Source organism: Pseudomonas sp. Ga0074129, from assembly GCA_001465025.1.
Taxonomy (GTDB): Bacteria; Pseudomonadota; Gammaproteobacteria; order Pseudomonadales; family Pseudomonadaceae; genus Aquipseudomonas.
Window position 1 is genome coordinate 79,543 of sequence record LNDO01000098.1, and the last position, 21,254, is coordinate 100,796.

General features: G+C 61.5%; 18 protein-coding genes. 9 read left to right on the forward strand and 9 right to left on the reverse strand.

Going from position 1 to position 21,254, the window contains the following annotated elements; genetic code table 11:
- The first annotated feature begins 126 nt into the window (after positions 1–126).
- From AUK77_RS15505 to AUK77_RS15525, 5 genes are all read left to right on the forward strand, one after another.
- A complete protein-coding gene (locus AUK77_RS15505; protein ID WP_296131316.1) occupies positions 127–1,365 on the forward strand; it encodes a parallel beta-helix domain-containing protein in 1,239 nt (412 codons plus the stop codon).
- Positions 1,365–2,477 (forward strand): SO2930 family diheme c-type cytochrome, encoded by a 1,113-nt coding sequence (locus AUK77_RS15510; RefSeq protein WP_296131318.1) that lies wholly within the window; start codon positions 1,365–1,367, stop codon positions 2,475–2,477. The genes AUK77_RS15505 and AUK77_RS15510 overlap by 1 nt, the downstream gene beginning before the upstream one ends.
- 319 nt (positions 2,478–2,796) lie before the next feature.
- Positions 2,797–6,087 (forward strand): transglutaminase family protein, encoded by a 3,291-nt coding sequence (locus tag AUK77_RS15515; RefSeq protein WP_296131320.1) that lies wholly within the window; start codon positions 2,797–2,799, stop codon positions 6,085–6,087.
- Positions 6,088–6,270: 183 nt separating this feature from the next.
- Entirely contained in the window at positions 6,271–8,766 is a 2,496-nt protein-coding gene (locus AUK77_RS15520; protein WP_296131322.1) for a circularly permuted type 2 ATP-grasp protein, read from the forward strand.
- Positions 8,763–9,659 (forward strand): transglutaminase family protein, encoded by an 897-nt coding sequence (locus AUK77_RS15525; protein WP_296131325.1) that lies wholly within the window; start codon positions 8,763–8,765, stop codon positions 9,657–9,659. Before AUK77_RS15520 ends, AUK77_RS15525 begins: the two co-directional genes overlap by 4 nt.
- 3 nt (positions 9,660–9,662) lie before the next feature.
- Here the strand turns inward: AUK77_RS15525 and AUK77_RS15530 are convergent, their stop codons facing one another.
- Positions 9,663–10,604 (reverse strand): DUF808 domain-containing protein, encoded by a 942-nt coding sequence (locus tag AUK77_RS15530; protein WP_296131328.1) that lies wholly within the window; start codon positions 10,602–10,604, stop codon positions 9,663–9,665.
- Between the two features lie 201 nt (positions 10,605–10,805).
- On the opposite strand from AUK77_RS15530, the gene AUK77_RS15535 reads away from it, so the two are divergent.
- The gene (locus AUK77_RS15535) at positions 10,806–11,072 is read left to right on the forward strand and encodes a hypothetical protein (RefSeq protein ID WP_296131330.1); all 267 of its coding nucleotides are present in this window, start codon (positions 10,806–10,808) and stop codon (positions 11,070–11,072) included.
- Positions 11,073–11,418: 346 nt separating this feature from the next.
- Here the strand turns inward: AUK77_RS15535 and AUK77_RS15540 are convergent, their stop codons facing one another.
- From AUK77_RS15540 to AUK77_RS15565, 6 genes are all read right to left on the reverse strand, one after another.
- Complete coding sequence (locus AUK77_RS15540; RefSeq protein ID WP_296131333.1) at positions 11,419–12,333, reverse strand: glycerophosphodiester phosphodiesterase; 915 nt, start codon at positions 12,331–12,333, stop codon at positions 11,419–11,421.
- 292 nt (positions 12,334–12,625) lie between these two features.
- Positions 12,626–13,198: a HupE/UreJ family protein gene (locus AUK77_RS15545; RefSeq protein ID WP_296131335.1), complete on the reverse strand. Its 573-nt coding sequence runs from the start codon at positions 13,196–13,198 to the stop codon at positions 12,626–12,628.
- Between the two features lie 27 nt (positions 13,199–13,225).
- Positions 13,226–13,840, reverse strand: coding sequence for an urease accessory protein UreG (gene ureG, locus AUK77_RS15550; RefSeq protein WP_296131338.1), 615 nt, complete (start codon positions 13,838–13,840; stop codon positions 13,226–13,228).
- A 19-nt stretch (positions 13,841–13,859) separates the two neighbouring features.
- Entirely contained in the window at positions 13,860–14,534 is a 675-nt protein-coding gene (locus AUK77_RS15555; protein ID WP_296131341.1) for an urease accessory protein UreF, read from the reverse strand.
- Positions 14,531–15,031: an urease accessory protein UreE gene (gene ureE, locus AUK77_RS15560; protein ID WP_296131346.1), complete on the reverse strand. Its 501-nt coding sequence runs from the start codon at positions 15,029–15,031 to the stop codon at positions 14,531–14,533. Before ureE ends, AUK77_RS15555 begins: the two co-directional genes overlap by 4 nt.
- 134 nt (positions 15,032–15,165) lie before the next feature.
- Complete coding sequence (locus tag AUK77_RS15565) at positions 15,166–15,756, reverse strand: TetR family transcriptional regulator (protein ID WP_296131366.1); 591 nt, start codon at positions 15,754–15,756, stop codon at positions 15,166–15,168.
- Positions 15,757–15,964: 208 nt separating this feature from the next.
- Between AUK77_RS15565 and AUK77_RS15570 the strand changes: the two genes are divergently transcribed.
- From AUK77_RS15570 to AUK77_RS15580, 3 genes are all read left to right on the forward strand, one after another.
- Positions 15,965–17,080 (forward strand): ferredoxin reductase, encoded by a 1,116-nt coding sequence (locus AUK77_RS15570; RefSeq protein WP_296131349.1) that lies wholly within the window; start codon positions 15,965–15,967, stop codon positions 17,078–17,080.
- A 17-nt stretch (positions 17,081–17,097) separates the two neighbouring features.
- Positions 17,098–18,186: a fatty acid desaturase gene (locus AUK77_RS15575; protein ID WP_296131351.1), complete on the forward strand. Its 1,089-nt coding sequence runs from the start codon at positions 17,098–17,100 to the stop codon at positions 18,184–18,186.
- Between the two features lie 98 nt (positions 18,187–18,284).
- Positions 18,285–19,175 carry a triacylglycerol lipase gene (locus tag AUK77_RS15580; RefSeq protein ID WP_296131354.1) on the forward strand — a complete coding sequence of 297 codons (891 nt, stop codon included), beginning with the start codon at positions 18,285–18,287 and terminating at the stop codon, positions 19,173–19,175.
- On the opposite strand, the gene AUK77_RS15585 is transcribed toward AUK77_RS15580, so the two are convergent.
- Both AUK77_RS15585 and AUK77_RS15590 read right to left on the reverse strand, forming a co-directional pair.
- Positions 19,172–19,498: a Rieske (2Fe-2S) protein gene (locus AUK77_RS15585; RefSeq protein ID WP_296131356.1), complete on the reverse strand. Its 327-nt coding sequence runs from the start codon at positions 19,496–19,498 to the stop codon at positions 19,172–19,174. The two genes, AUK77_RS15580 and AUK77_RS15585, sit on opposite strands and share 4 nt — an antisense overlap.
- A 103-nt stretch (positions 19,499–19,601) precedes the next feature.
- On the reverse strand, positions 19,602–21,164 hold the full coding sequence (locus tag AUK77_RS15590) for a TonB-dependent receptor (RefSeq protein ID WP_363079414.1): 1,563 nt from the start codon (positions 21,162–21,164) through the stop codon (positions 19,602–19,604).
- Positions 21,165–21,254 lie beyond the last annotated feature (90 nt).

Genomic DNA, 21,254 nt, shown 5'->3' on the forward strand with positions numbered 1-21,254 from the left:
CCGGCGATGGTAACGGAAGCGCGGCATTCTGCGTAGGTTGGCCGCGGTTTGTGTGCACCGGGCTTGGCTTTTTGAGCTAAATTGGTACTATCGTTCCAGATTATAAAAATAATGCTGGAGACCCCTATGCGCATTGCCATGCTTTCCACCCTTGCTATGTCCGTGTTGTTGGTTGCCTGCGGTGACGCCCCGGAACCGGTGGCCAACCTGGATTTTCAAAAAGATTTGCAGACCCAACTGATCAAGGCCAAGCCCGGTACGGTGATTGAAATCCCGGCCGGGACCTTTCAGCTCGATCGCAGCCTGAGCCTTAAAGTCAGCGGCGTGACCATCAAAGGCGCAGGCATGGACAAGACCATTCTGAGCTTCAAAGGGCAGAAGTCCGGGGCGGAAGGTCTGCTGGTGGATGCCTCGGATTTCACCATCGAAGACATCGCCTTCGAGGACAGCAAAGGTGACGCGCTCAAGGTGGTGGGCGGCAAGAACATCATCATCCGCCGTGTACGCACCGAATGGACCAACGGCCCGGCCACGGAAAACGGTGCTTATGGCATCTACCCGGTGCAAACGGAAAACACCCTGATTGATGGGGTGGTGGCCATTGGTGCGTCTGATGCCGGTATTTACGTGGGCCAGTCGCGCAATGTGGTGGTGCGCAACAGCCGGGCCGAACGCAACGTGGCCGGGATCGAGATTGAAAACACCGTGGACGCCGATGTTTACGACAACATTGCCACCGGCAACACCGGCGGCGTGCTGGTGTTCAACATGCCCAACCTGCCGCAGGAAGGTCGCGTGACGCGGGTGTTCCGCAACAAGATTGAAGGCAACAACCACAAGAACTTCGGCCACAAGGGCACGCCCGTGGCGAGCATTCCGGCTGGCTCCGGGGTGGTGATCAACTCCCACGACGATGTGGAGGTGTTCGATAACGACATCGGCAACCACAAGACCGCCAACGTGATCATCAGCAGTTACTTCAGCACCGGCTACAGCGACCTCTCGACCACCGAGGCCTTCGACCCTTACCCCGAAGGCATCCACATCCACGGCAATCGCTTCGGGCCGGGCGGTGAAAGCCCGGATCACTTTGACCTCAAAGCACTCAAAGTCAGCCAGTTTGGCTTGAATGGCCGCCTGCCGGACGTGCTCTGGGACGGTTACGTCAACCTCGACATTCTGGTCGACGGCCAATTGCCGGCTGATCGCGCCATCTGCATTAACAATGGCGAGGCCGGCATGATCAACGTCGACGGGCCCAACAACTTCAAGAACATCAGCACCGACATGACGCCCTATCGCTGCAGCCTGCCGCCGTTGCCAGCGGTCAAATTGGCCTCGGCTGAAGCCGGTCAGGGGGCCTGATGCGTCGCCTGTTCGTGATCGCCCTGTTGCTGCTGGTGGGGTGCCAGCAGCAACCCGCGCCCCTGTACTTGCCCGAGGGGGACAACTACCCGGAAAAGCTCAGCGACTGGGGCATGCTGCAACGCAGCCAAGGCTTTATTGCGCCGATTGCTGAGGCCCTGCCTTATGACCTGAACACCCCGCTGTTTACCGACTATGCCCATAAACTGCGCACGGTCTGGATGCCCGCCGGCACCTCGGCCCGCTACGGCGAAGCGCATTTTGACTACCCGCTGGGCACGGTAATCAGCAAAACCTTTTACTACCCCAAGGATGCTCAGGGCCGTTTGCTGCAGCATGAACAGGATGTGCGCGATCCGCAGCGCGGCTTGGAATTGGCGCGGGTGCAGTTGATTGAAACGCGCCTGTTGCTCAAGCAAAAAAACGGCTGGGTCGCGCTGCCCTATGTGTGGGATGAGCAACAACAGGACGCACGACTGGAATGGGCCGGCGACAGCCGCGCGCTGAGCCTGCTTACGGCGCAGGGCAACACTCAAACTGTGGATTATCAAGTGCCGGATGCCAACCAGTGCGCCGGTTGCCACGAGGAAAGCGCCGGGCAGGGCAACAACCCCCTTGGCCCCAAAGCGCGGCACTTGAACAAGACCTTTGCCTACGCCGATGGCAGCCATAATCAGCTGCTCTACTGGCAGCAGCAAGGCCGTTTACAAGCGTTGCCAGTGGGTTTGCAGGGCGTGCCGCGCAATGCCCTGTGGCCGACGCCGCGTTCGAGTGAAAGCCTGGAACATCAGGCGCGCAGTTACCTCGACGCCAACTGCAGCCACTGCCACAACCCCAAAGGGCCGGGGCGCACCTCCGGCTTGTTGCTCGATCCGGCCACGCCGTTCGGTATCAGCTATGGCCTGTGCAAACAACCGGTGGCGGCGGGTAAAGGCTCGGGCGACCGTCTGGTGGACATCCACCCCGGAGCGCCGGAAAAGTCCGTGCTGCTGTACCGCATGGAAAGCGTCGACCCCAGCATCATGATGCCCGAACTGGGCCGCTCCACCGTGCATGCTGAAGGGGTTGAAGTGTTGCGCCGCTGGGTCGCCAGTTTGCAAGGGGATTGCTGAGCTGTCCCAGTGACGGGCTAGCAGGTGTAGGAGGCGCTTTCGGCTTTGGCATCCTGCTTCGCTCTACCTCCTGCATCCATGCAGTCGTAGCGGCGAGCTGTTATCGCGGCTAAAGCGGCCCCTTCCACAGATCTGGCGGTGCCATGAGATCAGCGCATGACCTGTTTTCGTGCGCCGCAGCAGGCATGGGGCATGCCTGGCTCTATTGTGGTGCGCGCTTGTTGTGGGTAAGCGCGGCAGGCCGCGCCAGCGCTGGCCTGGGGCGCTGGCATAAGTCTTGCGTTACTGGTGTATCGCCCAGGCTCGCAGGAGGCCCACTGTGTCGATTCATATCGCCTTGCACCATGTCAGTCACTACCGCTACGACCGTGCAGTTAACCTCGGCCCGCAGGTGGTGCGCCTGCGCCCAGCGCCGCACAGCCGTACCCGGGTGTTGTCCTATGCCTTGAAGGTCGAGCCGGGCGAGCACTTTATCAACTGGCAGCAAGACCCCCAGGGTAACTACCTGGCGCGTTTGGTGTTCCCTGAGAAAACCCGCGAGCTGAAAATTGAGGTCGATCTGGTCGCCGAAATGGCGGTATTCAACCCGTTCGATTTCTTCCTTGAGCCTTACGCCGAGAAAATCCCTTTTGCCTACACCGAAGGAGAGCAGTTGGAGCTTGCGCCCTATCTGGTCAAGTTGCCGGCCGGCAAACTGTTCGCCAAGTACCTGGCGGGCATCGAGCTGACGCCGACGCCCAGCGTGGACTTTCTGGTAGCGCTCAATCAGCGCTTGTCCACCGACATCAGCTACCTGATTCGCTTGGAGCCGGGCGTGCAAACCCCGGAAGAAAGCCTGGAAAAAGCCTCGGGTTCCTGCCGCGACTCAGCCTGGCTGCTGGTGCAGTTGTTCCGCCATTTGGGGCTGGCGGCGCGCTTTGTCTCGGGTTACTTGATTCAGCTCACGGCCGATGTCAAAGCCCTCGACGGCCCGTCCGGCACCGAGGTGGATTTCACCGACCTGCATGCCTGGTGCGAGGTTTATCTACCGGGTGCCGGTTGGATCGGCCTGGACCCAACCAGCGGCCTGTTCGCCGGTGAGGGTCATATCCCCTTGGCGTGCAGCCCGGAGCCATCCTCGGCCGCGCCGATCAGCGGCGGCGTGGACGAATGCGAGTGCGAGTTCAGCCACAAAATGTGGGTGGAGCGCATCTGGGAAGCGCCGCGTGTCACCAAGCCCTACAGCGACGAGCAATGGCAGGCGATTGTCAGCCTCGGGCAAAAGGTCGATGAAGACCTGCAAGCGCAGGATGTGCGCCTGACCATGGGCGGCGAGCCCACCTTTGTCGCCCTCGATTACCCCGATGACCCGGAATGGAACACCGCCGCCTTGGGGCCGAACAAACGCCGTCTGGCCACCGACCTGTTCCATCGCCTGCGCGAGCACTATGCGCCGAGCGCGCTGGTGCATTTCGGTCAGGGCAAGTGGTACCCCGGTGAGCAACTGCCGCGCTGGTCGCTGAATGCCTACTGGCGGCGCGATGGTGAACCAATCTGGCACAACCCGGCGCTGTATGCCGATGAACAGCACGACTATGGCGTTGATGCGAGCAAGGCCGCCGACTTTATCACCCGGCTGGCTGAACGTCTGGGTGTGGATGGCAAGTACCGTGTACCCGCCTATGAAGACCGCTTCTATTACCTATGGCGTGAGCGCAAGTTGCCCAGCAACGTCACAGCCGACGACTCGCGGCTGGCCGATCCGCTGGAGCGTGAGCGCCTGCGCAAGGTGTTCGAGCAGGGGCTGGACAAGGTGGTGGGGCACATCCTGCCGCTGGCCCGGCATGCCAAGCAGCTCGGCTGGCAGAGTGGTAGCTGGTTTTTGCGCGATGAGCACTGTCGGCTGATTCCCGGTGATTCAGCCATGGGCTATCGCCTGCCACTGGACTCGCAGCCTTGGGTGAGCGACGCCGACTACCCCTACATCAACCCGGAAGACCCGACCCAAAGTTTTGCCCCGCTCCCCGCAGCGGCGCAGATCAAACCGCAGCTACGCGGTGTCTGGTCCGGCAAAGCGGCCAGTGCCAACAAGCGGCCGCTGCTGGGCCAATCGGCGGCGGGCGTGGTGCGCACGGCGCTGTGTGCTGAACCGCGTGACGGCAAGCTGTACCTGTTTATGCCGCCGCTGGTGCGCCTGGAAGACTATCTGGAACTGGTCGCGGCCATCGAAGCCACGGCGGCCGAGATGAAGTGCCCGGTGCTGCTCGAAGGCTATGAACCGCCGCTCGATCCACGTTTACAGTTCTTCCGCGTGACGCCCGACCCCGGCGTGATCGAGGTAAACATCCACCCGGCCGCCAGTTGGGATGAGCTGGTCGAGCGCACCGAATTTCTCTATGAGCAGGCGCGCGAATGCCGTCTTTCCAGCGAGAAGTTTATGATCGACGGACGCCACACCGGCACCGGTGGCGGCAACCACTTTGTGCTGGGAGGGGCGACTACGGCGGATTCGCCGTTTCTACGCCGCCCGGATTTGCTGCGCAGCCTGATCAGCTATTGGCACAATCACCCGTCGTTGTCGTACCTGTTCAGCGGTCTGTTTATTGGGCCGACCTCGCAAGCGCCGCGCATCGACGAGGCGCGTAACGATGCCTTGTACGAGCTGGAAATCGCCTTTGCACAAATGCCCGAAGCCGGTCGCGAATGCCAGCCCTGGCTGGTCGACCGCCTGCTGCGCAACCTGCTGGTGGACGTGACCGGCAACACCCACCGCGCCGAGTTTTGTATCGACAAGCTGTACTCGCCAGATTCAGCCTCCGGGCGTCTCGGTTTGTTGGAGTTGCGCGCCTTCGAAATGCCGCCCCATGCGCAGATGAGCCTGGCCCAGCAGCTGTTGCTGCGCGCCTTGATCGCGCGCTTCTGGCGTGAACCTTACAAACCGGCGCGGCTGGTGCGCTGGGGCACTGAACTGCACGACCGCTACCTGCTGCCGCATTTTATCGAGCAGGATTTTGCCGACGTGCTGCAAGAACTGGATGGCAGCGGCTACCGCTTGCGCCACGAGTGGTTTGCGCCGCATTTCGAGTTCCGCTTCCCTAAATCCGGCGACTTCAACGTCAAAGGTATCGAGCTGGAATTGCGCCAGGCGCTGGAGCCCTGGCATGTACTGGGCGAGGAGGGCGGCGGCGGTGGCGCGGTGCGCTATGTCGATTCCTCGCTGGAGCGCATGCAGGTGAAACTCAGCGGTTTGCCGAGTGATCGCTACGTGCTGACCTGCAACGGCGTGCCCGTGCCGCTAAGGCCCACTGGCAAAGTCGGCGAGTTTGTCGGCGGCGTGCGTTTTCGCGCCTGGCAACCGGCCAACTGCCTGCACCCGACCATCGAAGTGCACGCGCCGTTGGTATTCGATCTGGTGGACAGCTGGATGCAGCGCTCGCTCGGCGGTTGCCAGTATCATGTCGCCCACCCCGGCGGGCGCAACTACGACAGCCTGCCGGTGAATGCCTACGAGGCCGAAAGCCGCCGGCTGGCGCGCTTCTTCCGCTTGGGCCACAGCCCGGGCAAACGTCCGCTGCTGGCACCGATTCACAATAATGAAATGCCCATGACCCTGGACCTGCGCCTCGTTTAACGTAATGTTTCGCACTTGAATGACGGCTGCCGCGACCAGTTCCCTCGCCCCTTTGGGGAGAGGGTTAGGGAGAGGGGAAAACGTGTCGCTTCGCGGTGTTTTCAGCCCTCTCCCCCGGCCCCTCTCCCATAAATGGGAGAGGGGAGCGTAAAGCCGTATTGCCTTGCCACTGCCGAGCCTGCCATGCCCGACCTGCTTGCCGACTACCCCCTGACACCCGGGGCCTACCACGAACTGTTCGACGCCGAAGGAAAGGTGCGCCCGCATTGGCGGGTGTTGCTGGAGCGTTTGCAACGCAGCAGCCCGGCGCAGCTTGCACAGCGCCAGGCGCTGTTGTCGCGGCAGATTCAGGAAAACGGCGTGACCTACAACGTTTACGCCGATCCCGATGGGGCTGATCGCCCGTGGGAGCTGGACCTGTTGCCCAACCTGATTCCCGCCGAAGAGTGGCAGCAGATCGCCGCTGGCGTGGCCCAGCGTGCCGGTGTGCTCAACGCCGTGCTGGCTGATCTGTACGGCCCGCAGCAACTGTTGGCCGACGGCCTGTTGCCCGCTGAACTGGTGTTTGGCCACAACAACTACCTGTGGCCCTGTCAGGGCGTGCAACCGCTGGGTGGCACTTACCTGCACTTGTATGCCGTGGACCTGGCGCGCGCACCGGATGGTCGCTGGTGGGTCACGGCCGACCGCACGCAAGCACCTTCCGGTGCGGGTTATGCACTGGAGAATCGGCAGATCGTTTCGCGTGCGTTTCCCGAGCTATACCGAGATCTGCGCGTGCAATACCTGGCGGGTTTCTTCCGCACCTTGCAAGACACCCTGGCGCGACAGGCACCGACGGCGGGTGAAACGCCGCTGGTGGTGCTGCTCACGCCGGGTCGTTTTAACGAAAGTTACTTTGAGCACCTGTACCTGGCGCGTCAGCTTGGCTATCCGCTGGTGGAAGGCAGTGACCTGACCGTGCGCGACGCCAAGGTCTACCTGAAAACCCTCGCCGGTCTGCGCCGCGTGCATGCCGTGCTGCGCCGCTTGGATGATGACTTCTGCGACCCGCTGGAGCTGCGCACCGACTCGGCCTTGGGCGTGCCCGGCCTGCTCGAAGCGGTGCGTCAGGGCCATGTGCTGGTGGCCAACGCTCTGGGCAGCGGCGTGCTGGAGTCTCCGGGTTTGCCGGGCTTTTTGCCGGCCATTACAGAAAAACTCTTCGGCGAAGAACTGCTGCTGCCGAGTATTGCCAGTTGGTGGTGCGGTGAGCCACCGGTGCTGGACAAGGCCTTGGAGAAGCTGGATGAGTTGCTGGTGCGCGCCAGCTTCCCTTCGCAAAGCTTTGCTCCGGTGTTTGGCCGTGATCTGGATGACGCCCAGCGAGCGCAGTTGGCCGAACGCCTTAAAGCGCGGCCCTATGCTTATGTCGCCCAAGCCCGTGCCAAGTTATCGCTGGCCCCGGTCTGGCAGCCTGAAGAAGGCCAGTTGGCCCCGCGTGCCATTGGCATGCGGGTGTTTGCCGTGGCCAGCGCTGATGGCGGTTATCGAGTCATGCCCGGTGGTCTGACCCGCGTGGCTGCTGATGCGGATGCCGAAGTGGTGTCCATGCAGCGCGGCGGTGCCAGTAAAGACACCTGGGTGCTCGGCGAACGGCATGCCGGTGGCGAGCCCTGGCAGTGGCTGCGCCCGCTGGGTGTGGCGGATCTGGTGCGCAGTGACCCCTACCTGCCTTCGCGCGTGGTGGAAAACCTCTACTGGTTCGGTCGTTACAGCGAGCGCTGTGAAGACAGTGCGCGCCTGTTGCGCATCATGTTGGCGCGCTATGTCGATGACGACGATGACCCACAGGCCCTGCAGTCAGCCCTGAGCCTGGCGCAGAGCCTGGAACTGTTGCCGGATGCCGACAGCGGCGAGTTACAAACGCGCCTGCTTGAAGCCCTGCTCGGTGAAGATTGGCCGCAGAGCCTGCGCAGTAACCTGCAACGGCTGCAATGGGTCGCGGGCCGCGTGCGCGGCAAGCTGTCCCAGGCCAACTGGCAGGCGTTGCTCGAACTGCAGCGTGAGGCGCAGTCACTCAGCGGGACGCAGGATGATCTGGGCGAGCTGCTGGATTTCCTCGACCGTGTCTTGCTGTCGTTGGCCGCCTTGTCGGGCTTTGCCCTGGACGACATGACCCGCGATGACGGCTGGCGTTTTTTGATGATCGGTCGCTGCATCGAGCGCTTGCAGTTTCTCTGCGACAGCCTGGCCAACGTTCTCAGTAGCAGCGCCGCGCACGACCAGTCCGCATTGGAATGGCTGCTGGAACTGGGCAACAGCAGCATCACCTACCGCACCCGTTACCTCGCTTCGGCACAGTTGATCCCGGTGCTGGACTTGCTGCTGCTCGATGAACAAAACCCGCACGCTGTGCTGTTTCAGATGCGCACCTTGCTGCGCTCGCTGGAGCGCCTAGGGGCTGGTTTCGAGTTGCCCACCGAGCGCCGCCTGCAGCATCTGGAGGGGCAACTGGCACGCTTTAGCCTGGCCAGCCTGGAAAACCCATTGTTTGGTGCCACCAGTGTGCAGGACGTGCTTGAGGGTTTGGCCACCTTGCTCACCCGCATCAGCGAGGCCAGTGCCGATATTTCCGACCGTTTGGGCCTGCGTTTCTTCGCCCATGTTGATGCCAGCCAGCGGACGCAATCCTCATGAGCAGTGCGTTTTATCAAATTCTTCACGATACCCATTACCGCTACGCCAGCTCCGTGACCCTGGCCCAGCAGTTGGCGCACCTGTGGCCGCGTGACTGTCCCTGGCAGCGTAACCATGAGCAGGAATTGCTGGTCAGCCCATTGCCCTGCCAGCGCCAGGACGCCTTGGATGTGTTTGGCAATCCGCTGACCCGGCTGGTGTTTGAGCGCCCGCACAACGAGCTAAAAGTCAGTGCACGGCTCAAAGTGGAAGTGCTGGCCCGGCCCGCGTTAAACGTGCAGGACTCGCCGGCCTGGGAAGCGGCCTGCAGCGCCTTGCGCTACAGCGGCCAACCGCTCGCACCGGGCGTGCTGGACGCGGCGCGGTTTCGCTTCGAATCGCCCTACGTTCACCTCAAGCAGGTGTTTGCTGATTTCGCCGCCGAGTGCTTTAGCCCCGGTCGCCCGCTGCTGGCGGCGGTGGATGGTTTGATGCTGAAAATCTTCAGCGAGTTCAGCTTCGATGCCGCCGCCACACAAGTGGCCACGCCTTTGTTGCAGGTGCTGGAAGAGCGCCGTGGCGTGTGTCAGGACTTCGCCCACCTGATGCTTGCCTGCCTGCGTTCGCTCGGTCTGTCCGCACGCTACATCAGCGGCTACCTGCTGACCCAGCCACCGCCCGGTCAGCCTCGGCTGATCGGCGCAGATGCTTCGCATGCCTGGATTTCGGTGTTTTGCCCGCAGCACGGTTGGGTGGATTTTGACCCGACCAACAATATCCGCCCGGCGCTGGAGCACATCACCCTGGCCTGGGGCCGCGACTTTGCCGATGTCTCGCCGCTGCGCGGGGTGATTCTTGGTGGCGGCAGTCACGACCCCGAGGTGCAGGTAACGGTGATGCCGCTGTCTGGCTAAAATTCAGCGTTTAACGGCTTTCCAAAGACGGCTGCCGAGTGTGACCAGTAGCAGGGCGACGGCCCCGGCGATCACCCCGACGCCCGCGCTCAGCAGGCTGGGCAGCAGCGCTGCGAGCAAGCCGCTGCTGGCGGCCAGGCTCTGCGCCAATTGCTCAATCCACACCTGCGCGGCATGCACACCGTGCGTGAGGATGCCGCCACCGACCATAAACATGGCTGCTGTGCCCACCACTGACAGGGCTTTCATCAGGTACGGCGCTGTCAGCAACAGGCTGCGCCCAAGTGCTCGCTGCAAGCGGGTGCTTAGGCTGTTGCCGCTGCGCTGGTTGAGGTAAAGGCCGGCATCATCGAGTTTCACGATCCCGGCAACCAGCCCGTACACGCCAATGGTCATCACAATGGCGATACCAGACAGCACCACGACTTGCTTGGCGAAACTGGCCGCCGCGACAGTGCCCAGGGTAATGGCAATGATTTCAGCGGAGAGGATGAAGTCTGTGCGGATTGCGCCTTTGATCTTGTCTTTCTCGAAGGCCAGCATGTCCACATCAGGATTGGCTACAGCGTTTAAGCGTTCTTCATGCTGCGCTTGCGCATCGGCTTTAGGGTGAAAAAACGTATGCGCGAGCTTTTCAAACCCCTCGTAACACAGAAAGGCGCCGCCAAACATCAGCAGCGGGGTGATCGCCCACGGTGCGACAACACTGATCAGCAGCGCGGCTGGAACCAGAATAAGCTTGTTCCTGAATGATCCCTTGGCCACTGCCCACACCACGGGCAGTTCACGCTCGGCACGCACACCGCTGACCTGTTGGGCGTTTAATGCCAAATCGTCGCCGAGTACACCGGCTGTTTTTTTGGCGGCCACTTTGGTCATCAGCGCCACGTCATCAAGCACGCTGGCAATGTCATCGAGCAGGGTTAAAAGGCTGGCGCCGGCCATGTGCAGATTCCTTTCCAAGAGCGAGGTAGTCGGGGGTTGGCGCACGGCGAGTCGACGGCGCAATGGCGCAGACTTATACGTGAGTCAGCCGCCAGCGGCTACAGCACTCCGATAGGGCCGCACCTAGGCTAGTCGCGGCTGCTGCCACTGGCACCACTGGCATAGGCGGCAAGCAGGCTGCGTAACAAGTCATTGAGGGGCATGGTGCGTCTCCTGAGTTGGTTAAAAGACGTTACCCCTGTAGCCGCTGGCTCGGCTGTTGATTGTTTCGATCAGGCCCATAGCCTGGGCTCGATTGCTGGTTTATGCACAGCCGCGTTTTGGCTTTTCAACAGTTGTGCACAAAGACTGTGGAGCGAACTGTGGATAAGGTGGGTGCAGCTACCTGCAGCCCCTGTTGGCTGGGCGATTGAAGGCGTTGGTGGTTTTTTGATCAGCGAGATATTTATTGCAGAAACAACAGGTTAGGCTGGTTATTCAGGCGTTTTTAAGGCAGTGCCAAAGTTGTCCACGACTACTGTGGGTAGAGCTGTTGATAACTCTGGTATGGCTATCTGCAGGCCATGCCAGGCGCGCCTTTGCGTGATGTGGTTGTTTTTTGATCAGTGGCGCTGGGCGGCTCTTGGCCTCATTTTTACGCGCTGGCGTCAAGCAATAATCACGTGTTTTCAAGGTGTTAGTGATTCGTTTTAGGCGGCGGTGGATAACTTATCCAAGGTTGCTGTGGAGTGATCTGTGGATAAGCTGCGCATGCTTGGCTTCAGGCCACAGTAGGCGTGGCCTGAAGCAATTAGGTTGTTTTTTGTGCAGCGGGCTATTCACGGGCCAGTGCATTGATCTGGGTCGGACGCCCCAGCACTTGTAAGGCGCGGTCGGGGTAGTCGGTGATCAGCGCGTGCGCGCCTTTATCGAGCAGGCGGCGCATGTCGGCCTGTTCATTGATGGTCCACATCTGAATGTTCAAGCCTCGTTCGCTGGCCGTTTTGAACAGGCTGGGGCTGGCGATCAACAAGCCATCGTGGGCTTCGGGAATTTGCAGCGCTTGATACGAGGGCGAGAGCAAGCTGCCCAGCCCGACCCAGTTAAGCGCCACCAGCATGCGCACTGAGCCTGGCCCTGCGGAGGTGGCCACGCCAGGGCATTGCTCACGAAACAGTTGCAGGCTGCGGTCGTAAAAACTGCCAATCACTACCCGGTCAATTTGTTGATGGCTTTGCAGGGCCTCACACAGCGCAGCCTCCATGCCCACGTCCGGTACTTTCATCTCGATGACTTTGGCGGCATCCGGGAAGCGCTGCAGCACCTCGGTGAATGTCGGAATGCGGATGCCCTGGCCACGATAGGGGTAGCTTTGGCCGCCATCGGCCGTCCAGTTATAGGCCGCGTCCAGCGCTTGCAGTTGCGTCAGGCTGTGCTCCGCGACCCGGCCTTGGCCGTTGGTGGTGCGGTTGAGGGTGCGGTCGTGAATCACCACCAGTTCACCGTCGCTGGACAGGTGCAGGTCCATCTCCAGCATGTCCACACCCAGATCGCTGGCGCGCTCGAAGGCAAACAGGCTGTTCTCCGGCCACAGGCCTTTGCCGCCCCGGTGGGCAATCACCAGCGGCTGATCGCCAAGTGTGCTCAGCACCGCAGACGTTTGCGCCGGCTGGCTGGTCAGCGCCAGTACGCCGAGCGCGAGGGCCAGCAGCATTAAGGGGACGGCGATAAAGCGGAGAACGCGCAACATAGAGGAAGTTCCAGGTAGGTCAGAGTGGCTGTGCTTAATACACCTCGACTATGACAAAGCCATTAAGCGCGGGCGAGAGACCCAATACGTCAGGCCTGTAGCCATTGGCGCCACGTGGCATCTGCGTTGGGCGTTGAGCTAGATTTGGCCAATCAGTTGCGTAGCCCGGATGAGATCCGGGGGCAGTGCCCGCTTTGGCAGGCCTGCCGCGGATTTCATCTGCGTTGGGTGCTGATGTGGATTTTGCCATTCACCCCCGGATTGCATCCGGGCTACAGGCCACCGTGCTCAATCAGCCCGCCAGCAGCCAGGCACCGGTCAAGGCCGAGGCCGCGCCCAGCAGGCGCACCAGGGGCGCAGCCGCGTGCGGCAGCAGGCGCACCAGGGCATAGCCGCTGGCATGCAGGGCCGCCGTGGCCACAACAAAGCCTGCGGCATAACCCCACGGGCTGGTGAGTGCCGGCAGCTCCAGGCCATGCGCTACGCCGTGGGTCAGAGCAAATAGAGCGGTCAGGGCGACGGCGACAACCATCGGCAGGCGAATGGCCACGGCCACCAGCAGGCCAAAGGCCAATACCGAGGCGGCGATGCCGGTTTCCATCAACGGAATTTCCAGGCCGTTAAAGCCCAGCAGGCCGCCGATCAGCATGCTGCCAACAAAGGTCAGCGGCAGCGCCCAGCGCGCCGCGCCGGATTGCTGCGCCGCCCACAGGCCGACGGCGAGCATGGCCAGCAGGTGGTCGAGGCCGAATACCGGGTGTGCCAGGCCAGCCATGACGCCGGAATGATCGTGGCCGGCATGAGCGAAGGCCACGGCCGGGCTGAGGAACAGGGCGAGGGCGAACAGCGATTTACGCAGGTTCATGAGTGTCTCCTTGACTGAATGAATGGGTTAAGCGGCGTTGAGCATGCCGTGCTGTTCTATAAAGGCGATGATCTGGTCGAGCCCCTGGCCAATCTTCTGGTTGCTGAACACGAATGGTTTTTCGCCGCGCATTTTCAAGGTGTCGCGTTCCATCACTTCAAGCGATGCGCCGACCAGTGGGGCTAGGTCGATTTTGTTAATCACCAGCAGGTCGGACTTGCAGATGCCCGGGCCGCCTTTACGCGGCAGCTTGTCGCCGGCGGAGACATCGATCACGTAGATGGTCAGGTCTGATAGCTCTGGGCTGAAGGTGGCCGATAGGTTGTCACCGCCGGATTCGACGATGATCAGGTCCAAGCCCGGAAAGCGCCGGTTGAGCTGGTCGACGGCTTCCAGGTTGATCGAGGCGTCCTCACGGATGGCGGTGTGCGGGCAGCCGCCGGTTTCCACGCCGATGATCCGCTCCGGTGCCAGGGCTTCGTTGCGCACCAGAAACTGCGCGTCTTCCTGGGTGTAGATGTCGTTGGTCACCACGGCCAGGTTGTAGCGCTCGCGCAGTGCCAGGCACAGGGCCAGGGTCAGGGCGGTTTTGCCGGAGCCGACCGGGCCACCGATACCAATACGCAGAGGTTGGCTGTTCATCTGTGAATCATCCTTATCTTCAAGAGCGGAATAAACGGCTGTATTGGCGCTCGTGCGCCATGCTCGTCAGGGCCAGGCCAAAGGCGGCGCTGCCCCAGTGTTCGGGTTCGAGTTCGCTTGCCTGGTGCTGCGCGTGGTCAAGCAGCGGTAGCAACTGCGAGGTGAGGCGTTGCGCGGCTTGCTGGCCCAGCGGCAGGGTTTTCATCAGCACCGCCAGTTGGTTTTCCAGCCAGCCCCAGAGCCAGGCGGCGAGGGCGTCCTGCGGTGCGATCTGCCATGCCCGTGCGGCCAGCGCCCAGCCAACGGCCAGGCCGGGCTCATCCAGTTCGCTAAACAGCTGCTGCGCCTGCTGATCCAGCTCCGGCAAACCGCTAAGCAGTTGTTGCAGGGAGTAGCCCATCTGCCGGCTTTCCAGGCGCAGCTCGCGGGTTTCCCGGCTGGCCCGTTGCTGCTCGGCCAATGCACGCAGTTGCAGCCAGTCCTCGCTCGCGGCGGCCTGGCAATGGGCGAGCAGCAGCGGTGCTTCAAAACGGGCGAGATTGAGTAGCAACTGATCGGCAATCCAGCGTTGGGCGCTGTCTTCGTCATGCACCACGGCCTGTTCGACCGCCATTTCCAAGCCCTGCGAGTAGCTGTAGCCGCCGATGGGTAACTGCGGGCTGGCGATTCTTAATAATTGCCAGGCTTTATTCATTTGCGTGCACCGAATTGATGCAGGCGCGGCGCGTAACTGAATTCGGCATCGCCGGCATGGGAGTGGTGATGGCCGCCACCGTAAGCGCCTTGTTCTGGCTGGTAGGGCGCTTCGATCAGCGTGACCGTCGCGCCGAGTTGTTCGAGCATGGCCTTGAGCACGTAATCATCCGGCAGGCGCAGCCAGCCATCACCGAGTTGCAAGGCGACATGGCGGTTACCCAGGTGATAGGCGGCGCGCATCAGTTCAAAGGGGTTGGCGCAGGTGACGTGCAACAAGGGCTCGGGGCGGGCGACCACGCGGACAATGCGACCGTCCTCGGCTTGCAGGTATTCGCCATCGTGCAGCGCGGGTTGGCCGCGCTCAAGGAACAGGCCGACATCCTCACCGGTGCGGCTAAAGCAGCGCAGACGGCTTTTGCTGCGGGCTTCGAAGCTCAGTTCAAGTTCGGCATCCCAGTGCGGCTGGGCGGCAATACGGTTGTGGATCACCAACATGGGGCAGTTTCCGGCAGGTCAATGCCGGTTTATAGAGCAAGGGGCTTGCCAAGCTGACGCATGGCCGATGATGCCGGGCCAGAGCCTTTTTCGGTGAGGTGTAAGAGTGGCTGGTGGGCTGTGGATTGGTGCGCTCAGTCTTTTTGCTGGCCTAAGCCTTGCCAATGTTTAGCCCCGATAAAGATAAAGCGCAGCTGTTCGATCATTTTGGCTTGAGGTGTGGCGAACTGCGGCAGCGCATTAGCCGGTGGGTCAATCAGCTCAGGCAAGGTGGCGAAGACGGTCTTGACGACCAAGTCTGCCAGCACGGTTTGTGCGGGGCGGTCGAAGTGCTGCAGCTTGGGCATCAGTGCCAGGTCGGCGACCAAGTCGGCGGTGATGCGTTCACGCAATGCGCCCACTGCTAGGCGAACCGGTAGTGAACCGCCGTATTGCTCGCGGGCGAGAAAGACAAATTGCGAGCGGTTGGCCGCCACGGCATCGAGAAAGATGCGCACGGACGCGTCGATCACGCCGCCCAACTCAAATTCATGGTGGCGCACCTGGCGAATGGTGTCGCGAAAGGTTTCCCCCACTTCGGCCACCAGGGCCAGGCCCAGGGCGTCCATATCGGCAAAGTGGCGGTAGAAGCCGGTCGGCACAATGCCGGCGCAACGCGCGACTTCGCGCAGGCTCAGGCTGCCAAAGCCCCGGCCGCTGTCCATCAGGCTGCGGGCGGCTTCCATCAGGGCGTGGCGGGTTTGCAGTTTTTGTTCGGCGCGCGGTTGTAGTGGTTTCAAACGTTGAGGCTCGGCGTGTGCATTCAGCGCTGCACTCTAACAAAGCCAGCTTGCAGGCGTCGAACCATGACCGCGCAGCGGTTTGAGTGTACAAGTGTTGACCGAGTGGGTTTGCTCTGCCAGTCTAGTGAACGATTGTTCACTGGAGTCCGTCATGGCCCTTATTCCTTTTGCTTGGTTGCGCGCGCTAAAACCGCTGTTGTGGCCGCTGCGTGTGCTGGCTGCGCGGGGCTGGCTGCGTGAGGCTGACATTGATTTCTGCTTGGCGCGCATGCACCCGGCGCTGCGCCTGAATCGCGTTTTTGCCCGAGTTGCCGCGCGTCAGTGGGTGGCTGAAGACATGCTCCAACTCAGCCTGCAGGCCAACGGCAACTGGGCCGGTGCAACGCCTGGCCAGCACCTGCAACTGTTTGTCGAGCGCGAGGGTGTGCGCCTGAGTCGCACCTACAGCCTGACATCCGTACAGCCCGGCGGACGCTTACAGGTGGCGATTAAGCTTCAGGCCGGTGGTCGTGTTTCGCCTTTTTTACTTGAGCATCTGGCTGTTGGCGATCTGCTTGAGCTGGGCCCGGTGCAAGGTGAGATGAACTGGCCTCAAGCGAATGAAGGCGTGCTGCTGCTGGCGGCAGGCAGCGGTATCACGCCGCTGCTGGGGTTGCTGCGCCAGGCGCTGGCAAAGGGTTTCAGCGCACCGATTACGTTGCTGCATTACGTGCGTGAGCAAGGTCAGCGCGCCTTTGTCGAGGAGTTGCAGGCCTTGCAGGGGCAATATGCCAACTTGCAGGTGCAGTGGTCGCTGACCGCCGAAGCGAATGAGGCTGCCGTGTTGAACGGACGTTTTAACGCCGCGCATCTACAGGCGCTTAATGCGACAGCACCCGGCAATGTGCTGGCGTGCGGCCCGGCTGGGTTTGTCAGCCAGGTGCAGCAGTGGTGGCAGGGCGCTCAACTGCCCGGTGTGCTTCAGGTCGAGGCGTTCACTCCGCCCGCGTTATTGGCGCTGGATGGCGTACGCGCGGTGCAACTGGGCTTTGCGCGCAGTCATCAGCAGCGGCCCGCAGACAATCAGCGCAGCCTACTCGAATGGGCCGAGGCACAGGGGCTGCAGCCGGCGCATGGTTGCCGTCAGGGTATCTGCGCCAGTTGCACCTGCACCTTGCTCAGCGGCACGGTGCGCGACATGCGCAGCGGCGCCTTGTTCAGCGAACCCGGCCAACCGATCCGCCTGTGCGTCAGCGCGGCCCATTCGGATGTTGAAATTGATCTCTAACTCTTCAGGTGCTCCCCATGCGTGCTGATCGCGAACTGTCTGTGGATGAAATGAATGCCTTCGGCGCGGAGCTGGACGCCCTACGCCAACGCACCCTAGCTGACCTGGGTGAGGCGGACGCGCGTTATATCCGGCGTATCCGCGCGGCCGTGCGCTTTTGCTGCTGGAGCGGGCGTGGCTTGCTGATGCTGGGTTGGTTTCCCCCGACCTGGCTGCTTGGCACGGCGCTGCTGGCGCTGGGCAAGATTCTGGAAAACATGGAGTTGGGGCATAACGTCATGCACGGCCAGTACGACTGGATGAACGACCCCGAACTGGCCGGGCGCACCTATGAATGGGACATTGCCGGGCCGAGCGATTTCTGGCGGCACACCCACAACCATGTGCACCACACCTGGACCAATGTGCTGGGCATGGACGATGACGTCGGCTATGGGCTGGTGCGCTTGTTTCCTGAACAGCGCTGGAAGCCATTTTACCGCTGGCAGCCGCTGTGGGTGACGATTCAGGCCGTGCTGTTTCAGTACTCGGTGGCGATTCAGCACCTGCGTCTGGATAAGGTCTACAAGGGCAGGCTGAGCAAAGATGAGGCGCGCCCGCTGATCAAACAGTTCAACGCCAAGGTGCTGCGCCAGTGGGGCAAGGATTATCTGGCCTTCCCGCTGCTGGCGCTGCTGATCGGCGCTAATGCGCTGGCGGTGTTGGCGGGTAATGCGCTGGCCAACCTGATCCGTAACCTGTGGACCTTTACCGTGATTTTTTGCGGTCACTTCACCGAGCAGGCGGCGGTGTTCAGCAAAGAGTCGGTGGTCGGCGAGAGCCGTGGCCATTGGTACCTGCGCCAGTTGCGCGGTTCCAGCAATTTGAACGGCGGGCCGCTGTTTCACATCCTCACCGGCAACCTCAGCCATCAGATCGAGCATCACCTGTTTCCTGATTTGCCGGCCCGTCGCTATGCCGCGCTGGCCGTTGAAGTGCGCACCATCGCCGAGCGTTATGGTCAGGTCTACAACAACGGCAGCCTGTGGCGGCAGTTCAAGACGGTTCTCACGCGTATCTGGATCTACCGCCTGCCGCCTTCAGTGGTGACGCCGCAAGCGGTGTGAAGACGCGCGTACGTAACCTTCCATGGTTATGCTGGTCATAAGGTTGAGCGGGCGCAGTTGTGCTGCGCTCAACACCCTGACTACCAGGAAGGTTATCCATGACATCGTCATCTACTCCCCGTTACCCCTTAGTTCTCGTCCCCGGTCTGCTCGGCTTTATCAGCTTGCTCGGTTATCCGTACTGGTACGGCATTGTCAGCGCGTTACGCCGGTTGGGCGCGACGGTGTTTCCGGTGCTGGTGTCATCGGTGCATTCCACCGAGGTGCGCGGTGAGCAATTGCTGCTGCGCATCGCCGATGTGTTGGCGCAAACCGGGGCTGAAAAGGTGCACCTGATCGGCCATAGCCAGGGCGCGCTGACGGCCCGTTATGCCGCCGCGCTCAAGCCTGAGTGGGTGGCGTCCGTCACTTCGGTGGCCGGGCCTAATCAGGGGTCGGAGCTGGCGGATTTTCTCGCCCGTAAAGCGCCACACGGCAGCCTGCGTGAACGTGCACTGAGTGCGCTGCTGCGTGCTGTAGCCCGGTGCATGGCCTGGCTGGAGCGCGGGTATAAGGGTGAACCGCTGCCGATGGATGTGGCAGCGGCGCAGCAATCGCTAAGCACCGAAGGCGTCGCGGCTTTCAATACGCAGCATCCGCAGGGCTTGCCTGAAGTCTGGGGCGGTGAAGGTGCGGCTGAGGTCAACGGCGTGCGTTACTACTCCTGGTCCGGCACTATCCAGCCGGGTATTACCAATAAAGGCGGTAACCGCTTTGACGGGCCGAATATCGCCTGCCGCCTTTTTGCGCGCACCTTCACGCGTGAGGTGGGGCAGTGTGATGGCATGGTCGGGCGTTACAGCTCGCACTTGGGCACGGTGATCGGTGATCAGTACCCGCTGGATCACTTCGATATCATCAATCAGACCTTTGGCCTGGTCGGCAAGGGAGCCGAGCCGGTCAAGCTGTTTGTGGAACACGCTCAACGGCTGGCTGCTCAAGGGCTTTAGGCGTCGCCTAACTCGACCCAAATAGCCTGATCATCCTCGTGAATGGCGATTGCCTGTAGGGATTGCCCGGCGCAGGGACCGGCGACGCACTCGCCAGAATCAATCAGAAACAGCGCGCCATGGGTGGCACACTGAATCAGGCTGGCGCTGACATCGAGAAATTGGTCGGGCTGCCATTCCAGCGGGATGCCACGGTGCGGGCAGCGATTGCGATAGGCATACAGTTGGCCGTCCTTGCGCACGGCAAATAACTGCTCTGTAGCTCTTTCGAAGCCCCGGCTCTGGCCTTCGGCCAACTCATCCGGTGCACATAATCGCAACATGGGAACCTCCTCGACAGGCCGGCATTATGCCGCTCTGGCGCGGAAGTGAAAGAGGAGGGCGCATCCTTGCGCCAAGTGGAACGCGTTGCACAGCTGCGGTGGATCAGATTTCCCAGATCAGGTTGACGGCGGCGTGGCGGCCCGTCTGGCTGAAGCGGTCGAGGGCTACGGATTGGCTGTCCAAGCCTTGAACATCGCCCCACTGCCAGTACTGTTTGTCGGTCAGGTTATACAGGCCGCCATTAACCGAGAACTGTTCGCTAACCTGCCACCAGCCGTTGAGGTCAAGTGTGCCGTAGCCGGAAGGTGCGAACTGCTCGTTGATCCGCGCCGCGGCCGCTTGGCTGTCATCAATCCGCTCCTTAGCGGCAACCAATGTCCAGGTCAGGCCTGCACCGTAGTTGCTGCTGGGTGCGGTGTAATCGATACCCATGACGGCTTTCAGTGGATCGACGCTATTGAGCGCGTTGCCACTTTCGTGATCCTTGCCGCGTGCATAGGCGATGGCACCGGTTGCGCGGAAGCCGTTGAGCCCCCACTGGTCAAGGAACAGTTCACCTTTGGCCTCGGCACCGCGAATGGTGGTGCGGTCAAGGTTCTGTTGCTGATAAGTCAGCAGGCCAGCGCCGGTTGGATCAGCCGTGGTGACTTGCTCGATAAAATCTTTGTAGCGGTTGTAGAACAACGCCACAGAGACGCTGCCCTGATCATATTTGCCGCGCAGACCGATTTCGTAGCTGTCACTGTTTTCCGCTTTCAGGTTGTTGTTGGCCAGGTACTGGTAGCCATGCCCCGGGTTGGAAAACTCTCCGTAGATATCCACCGCTTCCGGCGTTTTGAAGCCTGCCGCGTATTGGCCGTAGACGCTGTGGGTGCCGTCGAGGTCGTAGGTCACGCCCAGTTTGGGTGAAAACGCGTGATCGCTGTAATTGGACGGATTCTGGTCCTGGCGATTGGCGTTGAGGTACTCGGGCGTGACGTCAGGTTTGAGTGTGTAGTGGTCGTAGCGCAGGCCCGGCAGCAAGGTCCAGCGACCGATTTCGATGCTGTCCTGAACGAAGAACGCGTACTGCACGGTGGTCGGGTCGGGGAAGTCGCTGAGGGGCAGGCGCTCTGCCGTTGGCGAAACAGGCACGGCTGCGCCGGTATCGGTGAAAATCTCACCGCCCTTGCGCAGGTTGCTGTTTTCCAGGTGCTTGGCATCCAGGCCATAGATCAGCGTGTGATTGGCGTTGCCGGTTTGGAACTGCTTGTCGAATTGGACATTCAGGCTCCAGAGGTCTTCCTCGTAACGTGAGTCGCGGGTGCGATAGCGTTCGCGGGTGCCTGGCGTTGGTGTGGGGGCGGCGTTAGCGGCGGTCCACACGCGGCGGGTTTGTTCGGTTTGCTGGCGTATTTGACTGTTCTGATAGCTCAGTTGCCAGTTCACGTTATCCACAGCGGCCAGATCCAGGGCGAAGCGGTGTTGCAGGCTGATACGTTCACGATCCGTGCTGTCCTTGGCACCGCTGGTGTCGATCAATGCATTGCTGCGCATCGGGGCAAAGGTCACGGTGGAGCTGAACGAACCATGCTCATTGAGCACTTGGCTGTCGACATCACTCTGCAAGCGCTCATAGGCCAGTTGCAGGCGATCAGTGTCGTTGTAGTTCCAGCCCGCCTGAATTCATAGAATAAGTGCAACGCTTGAAACGATAGGCAGAGGGCCAGCCACCGGTAGAATCCAGGCTCTCACACCAAAGGATTCAAGCGCAGA

What these genes read in the sequence shown, in the direction of transcription:
- AUK77_RS15505 (WP_296131316.1), top strand. Translation starts at nt 127, where the DNA reads ATGCGCATTGCCATGCTTTCCACCCTTGCTATGTCCGTGTTGTTGGTT.
- AUK77_RS15510 (WP_296131318.1), top strand. Translation starts at nt 1,365, where the DNA reads ATGCGTCGCCTGTTCGTGATCGCCCTGTTGCTGCTGGTGGGGTGCCAG.
- AUK77_RS15520 (WP_296131322.1), top strand. Translation starts at nt 6,271, where the DNA reads ATGCCCGACCTGCTTGCCGACTACCCCCTGACACCCGGGGCCTACCAC.
- AUK77_RS15525 (WP_296131325.1), top strand. Translation starts at nt 8,763, where the DNA reads ATGAGCAGTGCGTTTTATCAAATTCTTCACGATACCCATTACCGCTAC.
- AUK77_RS15530 (WP_296131328.1), bottom strand. Translation starts at nt 10,604, where the DNA reads ATGGCCGGCGCCAGCCTTTTAACCCTGCTCGATGACATTGCCAGCGTG.
- AUK77_RS15535 (WP_296131330.1), top strand. Translation starts at nt 10,806, where the DNA reads ATGGTGCGTCTCCTGAGTTGGTTAAAAGACGTTACCCCTGTAGCCGCT.
- AUK77_RS15540 (WP_296131333.1), bottom strand. Translation starts at nt 12,333, where the DNA reads ATGTTGCGCGTTCTCCGCTTTATCGCCGTCCCCTTAATGCTGCTGGCC.
- AUK77_RS15545 (WP_296131335.1), bottom strand. Translation starts at nt 13,198, where the DNA reads ATGAACCTGCGTAAATCGCTGTTCGCCCTCGCCCTGTTCCTCAGCCCG.
- ureG (WP_296131338.1), bottom strand. Translation starts at nt 13,840, where the DNA reads ATGAACAGCCAACCTCTGCGTATTGGTATCGGTGGCCCGGTCGGCTCC.
- AUK77_RS15555 (WP_296131341.1), bottom strand. Translation starts at nt 14,534, where the DNA reads ATGAATAAAGCCTGGCAATTATTAAGAATCGCCAGCCCGCAGTTACCC.
- ureE (WP_296131346.1), bottom strand. Translation starts at nt 15,031, where the DNA reads ATGTTGGTGATCCACAACCGTATTGCCGCCCAGCCGCACTGGGATGCC.
- AUK77_RS15565 (WP_296131366.1), bottom strand. Translation starts at nt 15,756, where the DNA reads ATGGAAGCCGCCCGCAGCCTGATGGACAGCGGCCGGGGCTTTGGCAGC.
- AUK77_RS15570 (WP_296131349.1), top strand. Translation starts at nt 15,965, where the DNA reads ATGGCCCTTATTCCTTTTGCTTGGTTGCGCGCGCTAAAACCGCTGTTG.
- AUK77_RS15575 (WP_296131351.1), top strand. Translation starts at nt 17,098, where the DNA reads ATGCGTGCTGATCGCGAACTGTCTGTGGATGAAATGAATGCCTTCGGC.
- AUK77_RS15580 (WP_296131354.1), top strand. Translation starts at nt 18,285, where the DNA reads ATGACATCGTCATCTACTCCCCGTTACCCCTTAGTTCTCGTCCCCGGT.
- AUK77_RS15585 (WP_296131356.1), bottom strand. Translation starts at nt 19,498, where the DNA reads ATGTTGCGATTATGTGCACCGGATGAGTTGGCCGAAGGCCAGAGCCGG.